The 17409-nt window shown below is 60.5% G+C and carries 12 protein-coding genes and 4 pseudogenes; 11 read left to right on the top strand and 5 right to left on the bottom strand.

Features of this window, described 5'->3' with window-relative positions:
- Positions 1-227 precede the first annotated feature (227 nt).
- Positions 228-410 (bottom strand): annotated as a pseudogene (locus AC1PPK_RS11470) (transposase); the annotation flags it as partial.
- A gap of 176 nt (positions 411-586) precedes the next feature.
- Between AC1PPK_RS11470 and AC1PPK_RS11465 the strand changes: the two are divergent.
- Positions 587-1324: pseudogene (locus AC1PPK_RS11465) on the top strand (ISAs1 family transposase); the annotation flags it as partial.
- On the opposite strand, the gene AC1PPK_RS11460 reads toward AC1PPK_RS11465, so the two are convergent.
- The gene (locus AC1PPK_RS11460) at positions 1275-2600 is read right to left on the bottom strand and encodes an IS4 family transposase (protein WP_481117941.1); all 1326 of its coding nucleotides are present in this window, start codon (positions 2598-2600) and stop codon (positions 1275-1277) included. The pseudogene AC1PPK_RS11465 and the gene AC1PPK_RS11460 sit on opposite strands and share 50 nt — an antisense overlap.
- A 67-nt stretch (positions 2601-2667) precedes the next feature.
- Here AC1PPK_RS11460 and AC1PPK_RS11455 point away from each other — a divergent pair.
- From AC1PPK_RS11455 to AC1PPK_RS11420, 8 genes and pseudogenes are all read left to right on the top strand, one after another.
- Positions 2668-3033: pseudogene (locus tag AC1PPK_RS11455) on the top strand (ISAs1 family transposase); the annotation flags it as partial.
- Between the two features lie 36 nt (positions 3034-3069).
- Positions 3070-4580, top strand: a protein-coding gene (locus tag AC1PPK_RS11450) for an IS3 family transposase (RefSeq protein WP_481117940.1) whose coding sequence is annotated in 2 segments (ribosomal slippage) — positions 3070-3454 and positions 3454-4580 — 1512 coding nt in all. Because the reading frame shifts where the segments join, the coding sequence is not laid out codon by codon here.
- Between the two features lie 24 nt (positions 4581-4604).
- A pseudogene (locus tag AC1PPK_RS11445) lies at positions 4605-4742 on the top strand (ISAs1 family transposase); the annotation flags it as partial.
- Between the two features lie 225 nt (positions 4743-4967).
- Entirely contained in the window at positions 4968-6713 is a 1746-nt protein-coding gene (locus tag AC1PPK_RS11440; protein ID WP_481117939.1) for a hypothetical protein, read from the top strand.
- Between the two features lie 169 nt (positions 6714-6882).
- Positions 6883-8220, top strand: coding sequence for a glycosyltransferase (locus tag AC1PPK_RS11435; protein WP_481117938.1), 1338 nt, complete (start codon positions 6883-6885; stop codon positions 8218-8220).
- Positions 8217-9203, top strand: coding sequence for a glycosyltransferase family protein (locus AC1PPK_RS11430; protein WP_481117937.1), 987 nt, complete (start codon positions 8217-8219; stop codon positions 9201-9203). Before AC1PPK_RS11435 ends, AC1PPK_RS11430 begins: the two co-directional genes overlap by 4 nt.
- Positions 9200-10507 (top strand): glycosyltransferase family 2 protein, encoded by a 1308-nt coding sequence (locus AC1PPK_RS11425; protein WP_481117936.1) that lies wholly within the window; start codon positions 9200-9202, stop codon positions 10505-10507. The genes AC1PPK_RS11430 and AC1PPK_RS11425 overlap by 4 nt, the downstream gene beginning before the upstream one ends.
- A complete protein-coding gene (locus AC1PPK_RS11420; protein ID WP_481117935.1) occupies positions 10504-10653 on the top strand; it encodes an adenylyl-sulfate kinase in 150 nt (49 codons plus the stop codon). Before AC1PPK_RS11425 ends, AC1PPK_RS11420 begins: the two co-directional genes overlap by 4 nt.
- A 318-nt stretch (positions 10654-10971) precedes the next feature.
- Here AC1PPK_RS11420 and AC1PPK_RS11415 read toward each other — a convergent pair whose 3' ends face one another.
- Positions 10972-11241: a hypothetical protein gene (locus AC1PPK_RS11415; RefSeq protein WP_481117934.1), complete on the bottom strand. Its 270-nt coding sequence runs from the start codon at positions 11239-11241 to the stop codon at positions 10972-10974.
- Positions 11242-11554: 313 nt separating this feature from the next.
- Between AC1PPK_RS11415 and AC1PPK_RS11410 the strand changes: the two genes are divergently transcribed.
- Both AC1PPK_RS11410 and AC1PPK_RS11405 read left to right on the top strand, forming a co-directional pair.
- Positions 11555-12448, top strand: coding sequence for a WcbI family polysaccharide biosynthesis putative acetyltransferase (locus AC1PPK_RS11410; RefSeq protein ID WP_481117933.1), 894 nt, complete (start codon positions 11555-11557; stop codon positions 12446-12448).
- Positions 12445-13710: a GSCFA domain-containing protein gene (locus AC1PPK_RS11405; RefSeq protein WP_481117932.1), complete on the top strand. Its 1266-nt coding sequence runs from the start codon at positions 12445-12447 to the stop codon at positions 13708-13710. Before AC1PPK_RS11410 ends, AC1PPK_RS11405 begins: the two co-directional genes overlap by 4 nt.
- Before the next feature lie 51 nt (positions 13711-13761).
- Here the strand turns inward: AC1PPK_RS11405 and AC1PPK_RS11400 are convergent, their stop codons facing one another.
- Both AC1PPK_RS11400 and AC1PPK_RS11395 read right to left on the bottom strand, forming a co-directional pair.
- Positions 13762-14970, bottom strand: coding sequence for a glycosyltransferase (locus AC1PPK_RS11400; RefSeq protein ID WP_481117931.1), 1209 nt, complete (start codon positions 14968-14970; stop codon positions 13762-13764).
- Positions 14971-14996: 26 nt separating this feature from the next.
- Positions 14997-17393: a glycosyltransferase family 2 protein gene (locus AC1PPK_RS11395; protein ID WP_481117930.1), complete on the bottom strand. Its 2397-nt coding sequence runs from the start codon at positions 17391-17393 to the stop codon at positions 14997-14999.
- Between the last annotated feature and the right edge of the window lie 16 nt (positions 17394-17409).

Genomic DNA, 17409 nt, shown 5'->3' with positions numbered 1-17409 from the left:
ATAGCATTGAAATAAATTGAATCAATAACAAGCAACTCCCACCGTCAGCAGGGCTCTACACGTAGACGCATACCGCAGAAAGGCGTCGGGACGTCCTTCGACGATCAGCCTCGCCCCCTTGTGCTCGATCGTCAGTCGCCCAGACGCGGCATTGGGCGCGTCGAGCTGCTTCGGCGCCTCCGGGCCGTCCCGACCGGCACGAATGCTGCCATGCCCAAGCAACCTTACCGGTAGGCCTTGCGCCACGAGAAGATCTGGTTAGCGTTGACGTCGTGCAGGCGCGCCAAGCGCGACACGGAGGCGCCTGGCTGCAGGGACTGCTCGACGACGGCGCGCTTGAATTCGAGCGTGTGGCGGCGGTACGCGCCGTGTGGCGCGCGATGCGGGTGTTGATTCAACTTTGTGTCCATCAATCCATTGTGGGCACAACGTTGGGTGCCCCCTCTCAGGGGAATCGTCAGCTATGGCGCAGGGCAATCGCACCTACCTTGCATAGTGAAACGCCCCTCGTAAAACGCGACAAATTCGTGACGTGACTGTTCACCGCGGCCCAAATTGTGTAGTTTCCTGCCTTTTTGGGCATCCGATGAAGATGGGAAACGTCATGCCGCTGACGCAGGTATTCGTCTCGATCTTCGACCCGCGCAGTGCGCGCCATACCCGCCATGACCTGGCCGAATTGCTGACGGTGGCGGTCTGTGCGGTGCTCTCGGGCGTGGACGACTTCGTCGACATCGAGTTGTGGGCCGAAGCCAAGCTCGACTGGTTGCGCGGGTTCATCGCGCTTGAGCACGGCATCCCGTCTCACGACACGATGGGGCGCGTGTTCGGCATGATTGCCCCCGACGAGTTCGAATCCGCCTTCCGACGCTGGGTCGGCATGACGGTGCCCGCATTGGCCGAAGAGACGGTTGTCGCCATCGACGGCAAGACCAGCCGGCGCACGGGCAGCAAGACGAAAGCCGAGGCCGCTCCGCTGCATCTGGTCAGCGCGTTCGCCGCCGGCATGGGCGTTGTATTGGGCCAGAGGGCCACCGACGAGAAGTCCAACGAGATCACCGCCATTCCGGAACTGCTCGCCAAGCTGGCACTCGAGGGCTGCGTGGTGACGATCGATGCGATGGGAACGCAGACAAAGATCGCGCGCACGATTCGCGAACGGGGCGCCCACTACGTGCTGTGCGTGAAGGAGAACCATCCGAATCTGTACGATTCGATCCTGTTCGCCGGCCTCGATCCCCGAGCCCCCCTGAGGCCATCCCATTACACACATCTCACACATCCCCGAACTGTCGGGCATAGCGGGCGCCTTCAACAAAGACGGCAATCTCCTGAAGGCCGAGCCAGATCGTTTTTGCACCCGGCTCCCCGTCGTGCCGGCGGGCGAGGAAGCCACCGCGCTGAGCGATCAGGCGCAGCACCGCGTTCAGGGGCGGCACCATTTTGGGGACGGGCTTCTTGTTGAGAATGAAGGCGGCTCGCCACTCATCGGGCTCGAACAGCAGATCCGCCGGCAAATCCGGCAAGGTGCGTCCCAGGCGCATCAGGCGGTTGATCCGCCAGGTGATCACCATGTACAGGGCCAGGGCCGTTTGCAGCCGATCCGTGTCGGCCAGTTGCAGGCGCTCGACCCGGCAGCCTTCTTTGAGCACCAGGAAGAACAGCTCAACCTCCCAGCGGGCGCGATACCAATCCAGCAACTCGACTGCGGCCGCCAGCGTGGGCACGGCCCGGTTGGTCAGGAGCCGCCAGCACACGGGTTTGCAGCCCTCAGGCGTGTTGATTTCGGCGGCTATCAGGCACGTCACCGCGAGTGTGCCCCCTTGACGATCGGCCAGTTCGACGCGTTCGACACGCAGTTCCTGCTCGACCCACCGGGCCTTGCGCCCCCGTCCGGCCGGCATCTCGAAGCGCACACGCCCCAGGGGCGCGCCGGCCATCACCCGTTCCCATAGCTTGCCGCCTTCGGGGAGCACCCGGTTGTGCTGGCAGCGGATCAGGTAGTCGGCCGCATGCGCCATGTCGCGCGCCTTGACCAGCAGGGCCAGGATGTCCGACTCCCGGTCGCCGACGCAGACGTGGCGGGTCTCAGGTAAGGCGCGCGCCTGTTCGGCGATGCGCTCGTAGCTCTCCACCCAGCGTACGCTTTCCAGCAGGCCGACGCGCGGGGCATCCCCCTTCTTGAATTCCCGTGCCCAGGTCCAGGCATTGGTCACCCCCAGCGGTTCGCGCTCGGGGGTGACGACGTAAGTGGGATGCAGGTACAGGCCCCGCTGGGCCTCGTAAGACAATGGCCCCAGCCCGCTCATCGCCTGCCCGTTGTAGTCGAGCTCGGTGGTGTCCTGGATGCACAGCACGACCGCGTGCTCGCGAATACGGGCCTGACTGGCCCGTGCGTGGGCCGTCAGCACCTCTTCCCAGCCCACCTGTTCGTTGCGCAGGAAGCGGTACGCTGCCGCCGTTTCCGCCCAGTTCTCACACGCACCGGGAATACTCGCTCCGGGCTTCCGGCCCAGGCGCTCCGCCAGAAGCACCGCCCGTTCATTCAGCCGCCGGTCACCCAGCTCGATCGTCCCGAACTCGTCTCTCGCCCAACTCATCCGTCAGCCCTGTCAGTTATTTGGCATCCAAGACTACAGGATCAAGAGTTGTGTGTAATGGGATGCCCTGAGGCCCCATTCCACACACGAAACCACGATCCAGGATCACGGGCGCATCGAAGTACGCCGATGCCGGGCCTATGAGGGCGTCGGCCGGCTCTACCAGAGCGACGCCTGGCAGGATCTGGCCAGCTTTGCGGTGCTCGAACGCGAGCGCACGGTCGGTGGCCACACCAGCACCGAGCGCCTCTTCTACATCAGCAGTCTGCCCGCCGATGCCGAGCGCATCGCACGGGCCGTGCGCAGTCACTGGGAGGTGGAGAATCGGCTTCACTGGTGTTTGGATGTGCAGTTCAACGAGGATCAGTCACGCGTACGCAGCGGCTACGCCGCCAACAACCCCCCCCGCGTCAGAATAGTTGTCGCCTCGATAGAATCCTAAATTCGGGGGCGATGATGAGAGAACGACGTGGCGCGATACGGACAGGAATTCAAGGATAGGGCGGTGGCGAGATTGCTGCCGCCGGAGAACGCGACGGTGGAGGCCGTGGCGCGTGAGATCGGTGTGGGCGTAGCGACGCTGGAGCGTTGGAGGAGTGATGCGCTGTCCAGGCCCGCTCGCGAGCGGGCCTGGACAGCGGCGGCCCGGAATGCCTGGTGCCGGGAGCATGGGGTTTATCCGCAGGATCTGGCCCAATGGCGTCAGGCGGCCACGCAAGCCTTGGCAACGCCCGAGGAGGCCCGTGCCAGCCCCTTGCAGACCAAGCAGGATCGGCGTCGCATCAAGGAGCTCGAGCGGGAATTGCGCCGCAAGGAGAGGGCCCTGGCGGAGGCGGCAGCGCTGCTGGTGCTTTCAAAAAAGCTCGAGGCGATCTTTCCGAAGGACAGGGACGAGGACGCATGATCGGCCTGGAAGATCGCCGGATGAAGGTCCGGAACATCGAGGCAGCCCAAGGGGCTGGAGCGCGTCTTGACGCAGCCTGCAAGGTAGCGGGCATCACGCTGCGGACCTTGCAGCGCTGGAAACGTGAGGACGGCCTCGTGCGCGGGGACCTCAGACCGGCAACGCTGCGCCCCCGGCCTGCCCACGCCCTCACCGAGGCGGAGCGGCATGCGCTCTTGCAGGTAGCCAACGACGCCCGCTTTGCCGACCTGCCGCCGGCGCGCATCGTTCCGATGCTGGCCGACGAAGGCGTCTATCTGGCCAGCGAATCGACCTTCCACCGTCTCCTGCGCGAAGCGGGCCAGACGACGCATCGGGGGCGCGCCAAAGCCCCCGCAGCCTCCCGCCCGCCGAGCACCCACATCGCCACCGCACCGCGCCAGGTGTGGTGCTGGGACATGACCTATCTGCCGGCCACGGTAGCCGGGCGCTGGTTCCATCTGTATCTGATCCTGGATCTCTACAGCCGCAAGATCGTCGGCTGGGAAGTGCACGGCACCGACGCCGCCGAACACGCCGCCCATCTGGTGCGTCGCACGGCGCTGGCTGAAGGGATCGCCGCCCTGGCGGACAAGCCCATCCTGCACGGCGACAACGGCGCGACGCTCAAGGCCACCACGGTGCTGGCGATGCTCCACTGGCTGGGCATCAAGCCTTCCTACTCGCGGCCCCGGGTCAGCGATGACAATGCTTACGCCGAAGCGCTGTTCCGCACGGCCAAGTACCGACCCGAGTTTCCGGCAAGGGGATTCGAGGATCTGGAAGCCGCCCGATCCTGGGCCAGCGGTTTCGTGCAGTGGTACAACGTCGAGCATCGCCACAGCGGCATCCGCTACGTGAGCCCGGCCCAGCGCCATGCGGGCGAGGATCACGCGATCCTGGCGGCGCGTCACGCACTCTATGCCCAGGCCCGAGCGCGCCATCCTGCGCGCTGGACGGGCAACACCCGGGACTGGTCACCCATCACCGTGGTGACTCTCAATCCCGAGCGAGACGTAGTCCTTGCCATGGGGAATAAACAGCAAAGAGCTGCATGAATCAGGCGACAACTAGCTTGACGCGCGCCGAACCTGGCCATCGTCCGCCACATCGTCATGAACCTGCTGCGACTCGATACGACGCGCAAGGCCAGCATCAAGTCCAAGCGCATGCTCGCAGCCACTGTCGATGCGTTTCGCGCCCAGTTGCTGGGGGTATGACGTTAAGGTGCGATTGCCCTGAGCTATGGCGAGGCCGGAGGGAAGACGGCGTTGAGCGGACGCTTACTATTAAAATGACTATTTTATAGTATTATTTTTGATATTATTTAACCTTAAAATGGTTGTGCATTTTACCAAATAGAGTCTTTTCATTTTCCTTGACAATAAATTTCATATAAAATCATATTCGAGAAAGTTGGACCTATGCGACATTTGGTTTTGAAGTTGGACGACATCGGCCGTGACTCAAGCCGACCAGTAATTGATGTCGTTCTATGGTCCATGCAAAGAAAGTTACCTATTTCCATAGGGGCCATCGGATCTGATTTAAAGGCTCTTTCTCGCGAACTAATTGAGTTGATTCAGATTGCAGTCAAGACCGGATACGTGGAAGTTTGGAATCATGGCTTTCGACACATTCGGTATGATCAAGTATCGCTTGATGTGGCGGTTTCCGATCTGCGCAATGGTCACGAGGCGATCTTGGACACTTTTGGAATTGAGCCTGAGGGATTCGGTTTCCCATTCAATTGCTACACGGAAGAGACTGCTCAGGCCGCAAGAGAGCTGTTCCCGAATTACTTCATTTATGAGACAGACTTCCCGTCATTCAGACGGCTCACGCCGGAGTACAATTCATTCGGAGATGGCCAGCCTCGATCATCCGCAATTATTGAGCGTATCGGTGCAGCAGGGGTATGGGGAAAGAATATAGTACTGCAAGCACACCCTCCGCGCTGGACAAAAAATGGACTCAGTGAATTTATTCAATGCGTCGAGAATCTTGTCGAAAATAGAGGTTATGTGTGCATTAACGGCCGAGATGCAATCGAGTCCACATCCACAACAAATGAATATCTTGAGCAACCATCGGCAGTTTCAATGGTTGTTCGGGGAATTAGGAGCTTATCCTCTAAATGGAATGAGTTGTCCGATGAATACGTAGCCAAACTCCCAAATTTCAAGAGCTACTTTTTGTCTCGGTTCAATTCAGACACACAAAAAAATTGGATCCAGGTACGCTCTGAACTATTTCCTTATCACCCACAAAACATACTTGACATTGGATGCGGCCTAGGCAATTGGTCGCTTCCATTTTGGATGTCTGGTGAGTGCAAGTCACTTACCCTCAATGACATAAATCCGACTATTGAGAGAGCTCTGAATGATGGAATTTCAACTTTCGGTGCAAAAGATGGCGTTTTCATCGGATCGCAAAATCTGTTAGCAATAAACGACGCACCGAATAAACGCATCGATTTTCTCGTTTGTGCCAACACATTCAATTACCTTGATCCTGTCGACTTTTTTAGATTCGCTCAAATCAATGTCGTTCTAGGTGGGAGATTGCTCCTAATGCTTCAAACCCCTGCCTTTAATCGACGACGTTACCGCTTGGCATTTGATTCAAAAGATAGAGTGCAAGGAGCAGAAGTTCTCGAAAGTGATTTTTTTATGTTACTACGCAGGAGCTACGGAATGTTTCCAGATGGATTTAGACATGCCTATCCGACTGCCGAGGTAAATCGCTTGGCGAATATGTTTGACTTTTCCTTGCTCTCACAGTTTTCCCCGCACGGAGAGGAAAAAGAAGATAGTGAAAACGTTTACGAATGTCTCCTTTTTAGAAAAATGAACAATATGAAAAAGGAAATTTCTGGGCGCCCTGATTGGCTTAATGAATGCAACTCTACTGTTGGAGTGAATTTTGGCTCAAAAGCATTTGACTTGTCTGGCATTCCAACATCAACCTCAACGGCATACTTCAATCCGAATGGGACATGGCTCTTCAATGACCGATTGTCAGATATCGACATGAAAGCTATTGAAACTATCAAAGAGTCAATACGTCAGATTCGCTTGGGAATATCAGTCAACGCTTCAGAGTTGAGATGTATCTCCTTGCTCTCCTCCCCGGCTTCCGAGTTGGCCGAGAAAGTCATACGTTTTTCCGCTCGACTACTTGATTAGTCAATCACTATAGGTATTTTTTAAAAAATTTCTTTCGGAGAGTGAGTTTCATAAACAGCAAGTGTTGGAGTGGCCTTAGTAAGCGCATTTTATAAAATCAGCTAGAACCACCGAGACTTTGCGCCGCCCTCTGCGAGGCAGATATGGTGGCATCGGTAATTTCAGAAACATGATCAACTTGCTTCAGCACCTTAAGTGTCGCCCACCGGCTCGCCCCCTTGCCATACCCTCTCTGCCGGTCAAACCGCGCTTGCTGTACGCCGTCAATCACGCGTACCCATGCTCGTCAAACGGCTATGCCGTGCGTACCCACGGGGTAGCGAGTGCCTTGGCTCGCGCGGGGGTTGAAGTCATCGCAGTAACACGCCCGGGAACACCGTGGGATCGTTCAGGCAGTGAGTTGTCTGATTTCCCTCTCGAGCATCGCATCGAGGGTGTTCGCTACGTTTATTTGCCCAGCCCCAGCACGCTCGGGAAGGAGTTGCCTGCCTATACCGAGCAGGCAATGAATGCCTTTGGCGAATTGTTGCGCGTGTTCAAACCGCATGCGGTGATGGCCGCTTCCAATTGGCACAATGCCTTGCCGGCCGCACTGGCTGCACGGCATGCTGGCTTACCCTTCTTTTACGAAGTGCGCGGGTTCTGGGAGATTTCACAGGTGGCGCGCGATCCGGCCTGGGCTGGATCGGCAGGTTTCCAGCATGAGGTAGAGGGCGAAACGGCAGTGGCGCAGGCCACGCAGCGTGTGTTCACCATTAACCGCCTGATGCGGGACAAGCTGGCCCGGCGCGGCGTGGCGGCGACGAAGATCGATCTCGTACCCAACGGCTTTCCCGGCTGGCCAAAACCAGGAGACAACAGGCCGACGCGGCAGTCACTGTGCATCCAGTCACGCTATGTGGTGGGCTATGTTGGTTCATTTAACGTGTATGAGGGTCTGGAAGACCTGATTGAAGCGCTGGCCTTACTCCGCCGCCGCGGTGTGGATGTCGCTTTGCTGTTGGTCGGCTCCGGTGAACCCCGCGGTTTTGGCGCGGGGCAAGCGAGCGAATGTTCCGCAACCCAGGCCTATCGACAACTTGCAATGTGCCTGGGGATTGGCGACTTTGTCTTCACGACCGGCAGGGTGGCACCGGAGGCGGCGGAGAATTATTACGATTTGCTGGATGTGGTCGTGCTTCCCCGGCGGCCCTTTGAGGTGTGCGAGTTGGTGTCGCCAATGAAGCCCCTGGAGGCAGCGGCACACGGCAAGCGAGTGTTGATGTCGGATGTGGCACCGTTGGCGGATCTGGCGCAGTTGGCTCCTAACTTCAGCTATTTCCGAAAGGGGAGCGTTGAGTCGTTGGCAGAAAAGCTGCGTGAGCTGCTGCAGGAGTCGGTCCGCCCCCTCCCACGTTGTGAGGCCCTGGCAGAACTGACCTGGGACAAGAATGTTGCGCCGATGGTGGCAGCGATCAAGGCTTGTGCGCCAAGCAGGCCACTAGGAGCGGGGAAGCACCCCACGTGACGACCGCAGCTCGCAATCCGCCATGTTTCCCTCAAGCCGCTTCAGGCCACCGGCCGCTCAGGGTGGTCTTTGCGGTCACAGAGCAGGGCCCCCAGGCGGCGGCTGGCGATGTATTTACGGCACAAGAGCTCGGCGCTGCGCTCGCTAGCCGCTATGGCTGGGCGGTCGAATATCGCCCCCGAGGGGAGAGCTGGTATGACCTGAGCGGGGTGGACGTGCTGATCGCGATGCTCGACGACTACGATCTGCGGGCGATCCATGGGGCTGCGGCCAGTTTGATCAAGGTCGCCTGGGCACGAAATTGGTTCGAGCGTTGGTGCGAACACCCCTGGGCCAGGGAATACGATCTGCTTTTGGTGTCGTCCCGACTGGCGGCGCAGTTCATGGCGGAGCGCCTGGGCAAGCTCCCACGCCTGCTGCGGATTGCCACCAATCCGGAACGCTTCGCTTCATCCACACATGCCACAACACCGGCGCTGGATTATGTGTTTACCGGCAGCTATTGGCAGTCGGAACGCGATGTCGTGGCAGCGCTGGCCGCGGTGCCGCCCGGGTTGCGCGGGGCGGTTTATGGAAAGCATTGGGATCAGGTGGCAGAGCTCTCGCATTTGAACCAGGGGTTCATACCCTACGAGCAACTTCCCAAGGTATATCGGGAGGCGGCCATCGTGATCGATGACGCCAATCATGTCACCAAGGCCTGGGGCGCGGCCAACAGTCGAGTGTTTGATGCCTTGGCAGCGGGGTGTCTGGTCATCACCAATTCAGCAACGGTTTCGGAAGAAGTCTTTGGCGGCCGTTTGCCGGTTTACCAATCGCCCGCGCAGCTGCGTGATTTGCTCGAACATTATGTGAAGGACTCCGCAGCACGGGAGACGCTGGCTTTGGAGTTGCGGCAGCTGGTGATGCAGAAACACTTGTATCGGCACCGGGCGTTTGAGCTGGGCTTGTATCTATCGGCACTGATGAAGGATAAGGATTGATCAGCTTTATCGTCCCCTTGCACAACCACCTGCGGCAAACCCAGGAGATGCTGACCAGCCTGCTGGCCTCCTTGCCCGAGGGGCTGGATTTTGAAGTGATTCTGGTGGATGACGCCTCGAGCGACGGCACCGCAGCCTGGTTATCCCGCATCGATCACCCGCGCGTGCGTGGGCTGATCAATCTGCAAAACCTCGGTTACGCCGGAGCGAACAACCGGGGCGCGTCCGAAGCGCGGGGGGAGATTCTCGGTTTGTTGAACAACGACCTGATTTTTGCGCCGGGCTGGCTGGAACCGATGCTGAATCTGCTAACCCACCCGCTGCGCAATGCGGGGCTGGTGGGCAATGTGCAGCGTCGAGTGGCGGATGACGAGATCGACCATGCGGGCATCCGCCTCAATCTCAAGGGGCAGTTCGAACACGTTCGGGCGCTCGAAGCAGGCCCGGCCTGGGCGCGCCTGCCCTGGGTGACCGGCGCTTGCATGCTGATCCGGCGCGATCTGTTTAACGCACTGGGAAGCTTCGATACGCGCTACCTCAATGGTTGCGAGGATATCGACCTGTGCTTCAAGGTGGTGGAGGCCGGCAAGACGATCTATGTGGCGCACGACAGCTGCATTCAGCACCACGTGAGCCTGAGCCGGCAGAGCGTGACGGACCGGGACGAACGCAACAGCCGGGCCTTGTTTGCACGCTGGCGCAGTGAGATCAAGCGCGAACTGGCCAGGGTGTGGGTGGAGCGGCTCGCCAACGCACAGTGGCAGGACAACGCATCGCCCCTGGTGGGCACCCTGGCTCCCCACTTCATCGCCACCCCGCACATTGCCGGCCGCACGCTTGCCGAAGCGCTACTTCAGCAGCAGGAACAACGCTGGGCGCGCATGCTGGACGGTGCAGTGCCGGCTGATGATCTGTCAGCGCGTTGCCGCTTGTCGGGCCTGCAGTTCAATGCAGCATTCAATGGCTTTACGCTGGCCGAGACTGCGCGGGTGACCGTCAACGCCCTGCCCTATGCGCGCAATTTCTACGTCTGCGGCCGCACCCTTCCCATGACCAACGGGTACGGCCTGCAGTTGCACATCGACATCAATGGGCTGCAGCACCTGCGGATACCATTGCGCCCAAATACACATTTCAACGCGGGGCTGGCTCACCCGCTGCTACTGAACGGGGTGCCAAACGTGTTTACGCTGAGGGTGGAAACACTGGATGAAAACGGCACCCCTTGCGGCAGCGGGCATGAGGAGGTCTTGGTGAGGCATTTTGTGTTGGATGAACAGCAGTTAAGTTTCGAGCTTCAATGATAGGAAAAGCTGACTTGGGCTTTTGCGTGGATGATCGGCGGGAGAATATTCGTCGTATTGCGGAAGCCTCCAAGCTGATGACAGAAGCCGGGGTGATCAACCGGCATTTCCTCACCTTACGAAGCCCCCCCGAAATCCAGAACTGATCATCGACCGCGGGAACCTGCCGCTTGAACACTGTGTGGCGCAGGTAATCGGCTTGCTGGAGTCCCGGACTTCGTTGGGTTAAGGTGATACAAGAAAAGTTAAGTTGTTCAGGTTTGAACTGAACAAGTTCAAGTCCAAGGTGAACTCACTCACCTTTGCACTGAACCGGTTACCGTCGGAGATGAACCCGTTCACCCCGGAGGTGAGATCACTGCCCCCGGTTCTGAAAAAGTTCAAGTGGAAGCTGAACCGCTTCAAGCCCCACCCGAACGCACTTCCTCTGCAGCCGAGCCGGAAGCCTCTGGCCCGGCACGGGTTCAGTTCGCCGCGCCCTGCCCGCTGCCCTTGCGCCGCCCCTGGCCAGAAAAACGCACCGACGCATGGGCGGACAGTTCATCCAGCGCAGCCCGGTGGATGTCGCTCCCCAGCGCCATCTCGTACTTCGGTCCCATCTTCGTCATCTCGACACGCTCATCCACCGACAGGGACACCATCCCGCTCAGGTTCTTCTCGAGCACACCCAGCGCCGTGCGCACCTGATCGAGTTGCTCGGCCGACAAAGACAGGGAAATCAGATTCTGAGACATCTCTCCACTCCTCCGGGTATTTTCAACAATGCCATTTGCACAATATTATGCAAAAAATATTTTTTATGGGAATGCAGATTATGTCAAAAGCTTGACAGCCGAAATGTACACCCGAGCGGGCAGAGCGCCCTCACCGGGAGCTGACATGCAGCAGCCAGGTCTTGTTCGCCCGCTGCCACAGCGAGATCAAGTACCATCTCGCCCTCATCCAGGTCGCCGCTTTGCCAATCAGTGGGGCTCTGGCAAGAAATGAGCTGAATGGCGCGCGGCAAGGAGAAGGAGCGGTCTCTGTGGTGACTCCCGGAAAACGGATATGCGATTTATTGCAGTAAGCAGTAACTGTCAGACAGGTGGTCTTGTCGCGTGCTTGAAGGAGCTTTTTCCGCGCGATCAGGTCACCGCCCTGCCGCTGCCCTGGCCTTTCGACGTCGAGACACATGCAGAGCGCTTTGCGCAGCAGCTCGATGGCCATGATTTCTGGGTGACGCTTGCGTCAGCCGATGCGTGCACGCGCACCGTGGAGCGGATTCCCGGGTTTCGACCCAAGGTGCTGCGGATTCCGGCGATTGGGTTCTCGGCCTTTCACCCGGACTTGTGCTATGCGCAGGACAAGACAAGCGGCGCGCTGACAACGCACCACTATAATTCGGCGATTGCCGCCTGGAGCTACCGCAACGGCTTGTCGCCTGATGATGCCGCGCGCTTGTTCGATCAGCAGGTGTATACAGACCTGGGGTACCTGGATCAGTGGGCGGCAGGCCGCGGACTCATGCAGCAGGTGTTTAAAACAGCAGGGCTGGAGACGGCGTTCGAGGGGTTTTTCCGGACAATCCAGCGTTCGGGTTGTTTCATGCACTCGATCAACCACCCGACGATTTTTGTGATGGAACAGTTGAGCAAGATCGTGGCCGCACAGATGGGCGCCTCCCAGGAGCAGCTGGCCCGTCCGCTGACGGTGCGGGATGGACTGACCGATACGGTGTGGCCGCTGTACCCCGAAGTGGCCGACGCCTTGTCCTTGCCGGGAGGTAATCTGGTGTGGAAGGTCGGCCCTGCACACTATCTGGAAGGCATTCTTGAGTACGTGAGCTTCTTTTTCGACGAGTACGCCAGGCAGGGAATCTCTCCTGAAAACCTGCAGATCCTGCACCGTGATCTTGGCTTGCTGGAGCGGGTGCTGGGTCAGGCTTGCGGGAGGCCGGCATGAAACATCCCTATCTTGCGGCTGCGGACGATCAGCTATGGCCCAAGGCCATGACCCTGCCGGCTCCCGGTCATATCGACCCAGCACGTCCGCAAGCAGTGCGGATTGCGCACGGCGACCGGATCGTGACCATGGGGAGCTGCTTTGCACAGCATCTGGCCAAGCGGATCCAGCGTGCCGGGTTCAACTATCTGACGACCGAAGCGCCTCCCCCTGGCATATCTGCCGAAGCGGCGGTGCGACGCAACTACGGGCTGTTCTCCGCTCGCTATGGCAACGTCTATACGGCTCGGCAGGCGGTGCAATTGTTCGACCGGGCCTTCGGACACTTCACGCCGCAAGACACCGTGTGGGCACGCGGCGAGCGTTTCGTCGATCCTTTTCGCCCGTCAATTGAACCGGAGGGGCATGACTCCCCCGAAGCCGTGCAGGCCGACGCAGCGCAACACCTGGCCTGCGTGCGTGCAGCCTTCCTGCAACTGGACTGGCTGGTACTGACGCTGGGGCTCACCGAAGCCTGGCATGCGCACGCCGATGGGGCCGTGTATCCGGTCGCGCCAGGTGTGGCAGGTGGCACGTTTGATCCTGCACTACATGTGCTGGCAAATTTCTCGGCATCTGAGGTGAGCGCGGATATCGCTGCACTGCGCGACCGGCTCCATGCAGTGAATCCGGGCGCGCGGATCATCCTCACCGTGTCGCCGGTACCGCTGGCTGCCACGGCGAGTGACTGCCACGTGTGGGTTGCCACCAGCTACAGTAAGGCCGTGCTGCGCGTGGCGGCGGACGAAGCCGCAAGGCGCTTCGACAACGTGGCGTATTTTCCGTCGTACGAGATCATCACCTCGCCCGCAGCCGGTGGCCGCTACTTTGCCGACGATCTGCGCAGCGTGACCGAGGCTGGCGTCAATCACGTGATGCGGGTGTTCTTCTGCCACTTCTGCGACAACGACACCCACGTCCCCGCCGCGGCGGCCTCTTCTGCCGAGGCGATGGCAGCCGGCCTGGCGCAGGACATGGAAATCCTTTGCGACGAGGCGCTGATCCTATCGGCAATCCAAGCCGAGGCCAGGGCTGCGCCTCAGCCTACTGCAACGACTAGCGCGCCAGCCGACACCCCGTCTGCGGCGGCTGTGCTGTTCGACGAACAGCGCTACCTGCAGCTGAATCCGGACGTGGCCTCCGCCGTTGCTGGAGGGCACTTCCGCTCAGGGGCACAGCATTACGCAATGTACGGGCGGAAAGAAGGACGGCGGATTAAGTGAGTTATCCGGCGAGCCGCAGCACATGGCAGGAGCCGACCCGCCCATGGCCTTTCAGTCCAGTATTCCAAGAAATTTCCTCTGCTGTGCCACACACTGCTCCACCGAAAACCGAGCCAGTATCCTCGGCTTGTGGGGCTTAGGGGGGGCAGCGAGCCGGGCCACGATCTCCCGCGCGAAACCATCCCGATCGAAGAAATCCACCAGTTGGGTACCGAAGGTCTGGGCAAACTCGCGTACCGGCGGTGTATCCGATGCCACCACCGGCACGCCCGCCAGCGCGGCCTCCATGAAGGACCAGGACAGCACGAAGGGCGTCGTCCAGTACGCATGCACCTTGCTGATGCTGAGCAGGTCCAGATACACGCTTTCGGACACATTGCCGACAAAGTGCACGCGAGCCAGATCGAGGTCCGCGCCGACTTCCTTCAGCAGCACGTTCTTCCAGCTTCCGCCGTCTTCCGGCCCCCGCCCGTAGCTGACCCGATCGCCACCGACAATCACCACATGGGCCTCGGGACGCTGCCGCAACACTTCGGGCAACACCCGCATCAGCATATGGAAGCCCCGCACCGGTTCGAGGTTGCGCGCCACGTAGGTCAGCACCTCGTCTCCCGGCCGCAGCACACACTCATCCAGGCCATCGCCCTTGGCGATGCGAAGAATCGCGTCCTTCCGATAGGCCAGGCGGTCCAGGTCGATGCCGTCGTGGATCACGGCAATCCGCTCGCGGAAGGGCGCCGGATAGGTGCTGCGTTGCCATTCGGTCGGAGCAAAGGCCAGATCGGCGGCTTCCAGGCTCAGCAGATTGGCCATGTTCCGCATGCGCAGCGCGCAGCGTTGATCAAAACGCAGGGGTGGCTCCTCGGGATCGAAGCCGACATCGCGCCCTTCCGCGGCGTAATGGAATTCGCAATAGACCGCCAGTCTGGCCTTCGGGAAGACGTCCTTGATGAACAGCGACTCGCCCCACCCAGGGTGGGCAATGACCAGATCCGGCTCGAAGCCTTCGTTGCGCAGCTGGATTGCCGCTGCCGCGCAGGCTTCGGCCCGCATGATCTTGGCTTCCGGATCCTTGAGCAGGGGATGCTGCCGCTCGCTATGGGCCCGCAACGCCTGATAGGGGCGCAGGATCACGCCTTCGGGAACCGGATTGGTGTACATCGAGAGCGCAACCACCTTGTGCGCCCCATTCTTGGCCAGATTGGCGGCCAGATGGACGAACTGACCTGGAAAACTCTGATGGATGAACAGGATATTCATGACTTCTTTCGGAGGTTCCGGGAGTTTCAGCTCTGCCGGAGGTCGAGACAGCCGTTGCGCGGCTGGCGGGTGCGTGGCGGAATCGCCAGGCCAGCAAACACCTGACTGAAGACATCGAGATTGAGGCTCGGATGGTAGGCCGGATCGCAGAACAGCACGTCGCCCCAGCGACGTCGCAGCATGTCCACCTCCCGCCCTGCACGTGCCTTCTTCTGGGGAGTGTCTTCATGGCCTCGGGATGCGGACTCCGCGTGGAGCAGGCGCGCGTAGGGCGACCACACGATGGCCATGCCTAGGCGCCGGATCTTCAGGCATAGATCCACGTCGTTGAACGCAACGGGGAAGGCCCGCTCATCCATGCCGCCGACCCGCAGGTAGTCCACCTTGCGCACCAGCAGGCAGGCGGCGGTCACGGCGCTGACCCGTTGCAGCAACTGATTGCGGCCCTGATCCCCCCAGTCACCGTCGCTCAACCGGTTGCCGTAATGGCCTGCCACATTGCCAACCCCCAATACCACCCCGCCGTGCTGCACCATGCCATTGGGCCACAGCAACTTGGCACCCACCGCCCCGACGCCCGGACGCATCAATTGCCCGACCAGTTCCTCGAGCCAGCCCTCATGCAGCACTTCGATGTCGTTGTTGAGCAGGCACAGGATGTTGCCGCTCGCCTCCGCCACGGCCCGGTTGTTGAGTAAGGAGAAATTAAACGGACCTGGCATCGACAGGACACGTACGCCCCGGGCCTGGATCTCCTCGAAGTAGCTCAGGGTTTCCGCTTCGACCGAGCCGTTGTCGACCACAATCAGTTCCACCTCCAGCTTGCTGGCGTGGGCAAACAGACTATCGATGCAACGGGACAACAAGGCCAATCCGTCCCGGGTCGGGATGATCACACTGACTTTCAGCGGACCGTCGGCCGCCAGCGGCAAACGCTGAAGACGGCGTGGCACGAAGCCGGCTGTGGCGCGCATCTGCGGCTGTGTTACAAGCGTCGCCGCCGGCTCGACCTGTCCAAGCGCTTCGGCAGCGGCCGCAGCCCGCGCATCCTGTTCCACCTCACTCAGCGCAGACTCGAATACATAAAGGGCGCGCGGCACATGCACAACGGCATGATCGGCGACGTCCCATACGGCAGCCAGGGCCTGCCAGCGGAAGACTGCCGAATCGGAGGCCGCACGGCCTGCACGAATGGCGCGTTCGGCCACCGAACGACGCATCAGCATCAATTCCAGCGGGTAATCGCTGGCCAGGGCATATTCCGGGTTCCACGCCGGCTTGAACCAGGGCTGCCCCACCGCCTCGCTGTCCGTATACACGATCGCCGCGTTTGCAGAGGTGAAGCCCTCCAGCGCCATGCCGAGGGCGTGATCCCGCAGGCGGTCACCGGCACGCACACAGGCAATAAAGTCACAACCGGCTTCGAACAGGCGGGCCAGCGCTTGGGCGACCGCATCGGCCCGGCCGTCCTCCACCCCCTCAACGACAACCCGAAGATTCCCCTTCTGGCGCCCCAGACAAGCCCGCGTCTCGTCTACGGGCGCGGACGGATCACGGGACACGACCAACACACCGACGCAGGGCGCAGACTCGAAAACCGGCGGTTCGGCAAGCTCCTCGAACAGCGCCGACCATTGGCGGTAATACGCCATTCCCATGCATCGCGGCCAGTGGCGCTCATAACCGTCGAACAACGCCCCCAAGAGCCCATCCCTCTCCCCTTCCATCTTCAGCAACTGCCGCCCACCCTGGACATGGCAGCAGACGCTCACCGGGCTTCCGTTCAGCGCGATCCCGTTTTCATCGACGACACGCACCTGATGCACACGCCCATCGGCCAGATCGGGAGGAAGATCCAGCTCGAAACCGCGAGCCCCCACCTGTCTGGGCCGCAAGACCGGCAACTCCCGCTCCGCCTGCGCCTGTGCCAGGCAACGGTGTTCAAGAAATGCCCGGACCCCGACCACCCGCCGCCGATCGGCGGGATCGATGGCCCACCCGTGCAGGCGTAGCCCCCCATCGCCGAACACCTGGTTCAAGGCCACGGCCGGCGGCGCCTTCAAGGTGTCCATGTGCAACGCGCCGGACAACACATGGTCGGTGTTGGCCACCCGGATGGACAGGCAGCCACGCAGGGCGAGTGTTCCCACATCGGTCACGAAACCGTGGCAAAGGTCCAGGCGGGCGGAGATCTCTCCCAGTTTGAGGAACGCATCGGACAGATCACTGCGCGCCACGTCGGCGATAACGACCCCAACCGCCTCGTCGTCCATACAGACCTCAAGCACGACCCGCGCATCGGGACGCACGAGGTCTACGGCCCAACCGTGGACGATGCCTTCATGAATACCTTCGATTGCCCCCAGCCAGCGAGGGGCGGGGACACTCGACAGCTGAGCGCCAGATGGAACCAGAGATGTCATCGGGAAGTGTTTGAAC

The organism is Zoogloea sp. JDB1, from assembly GCF_056724025.1.
This window is presented reverse-complemented; position numbering and strand designations above follow the sequence as displayed.

Bases quoted from the DNA above. Each gene is read 5' to 3' on its own strand.
- AC1PPK_RS11460 (WP_481117941.1), bottom strand. From the start codon at position 2,600: ATGAGTTGGGCGAGAGACGAGTTCGGGACGATCGAGCTGGGTGACCGG.
- AC1PPK_RS11420 (WP_481117935.1), top strand. From the start codon at position 10,504: ATGATAGGAAAAGCTGACTTGGGCTTTTGCGTGGATGATCGGCGGGAG.
- AC1PPK_RS11405 (WP_481117932.1), top strand. From the start codon at position 12,445: ATGAAACATCCCTATCTTGCGGCTGCGGACGATCAGCTATGGCCCAAG.
- AC1PPK_RS11435 (WP_481117938.1), top strand. From the start codon at position 6,883: ATGATCAACTTGCTTCAGCACCTTAAGTGTCGCCCACCGGCTCGCCCC.
- AC1PPK_RS11395 (WP_481117930.1), bottom strand. From the start codon at position 17,393: ATGACATCTCTGGTTCCATCTGGCGCTCAGCTGTCGAGTGTCCCCGCC.
- AC1PPK_RS11400 (WP_481117931.1), bottom strand. From the start codon at position 14,970: ATGAATATCCTGTTCATCCATCAGAGTTTTCCAGGTCAGTTCGTCCAT.
- AC1PPK_RS11415 (WP_481117934.1), bottom strand. From the start codon at position 11,241: ATGTCTCAGAATCTGATTTCCCTGTCTTTGTCGGCCGAGCAACTCGAT.
- AC1PPK_RS11410 (WP_481117933.1), top strand. From the start codon at position 11,555: ATGCGATTTATTGCAGTAAGCAGTAACTGTCAGACAGGTGGTCTTGTC.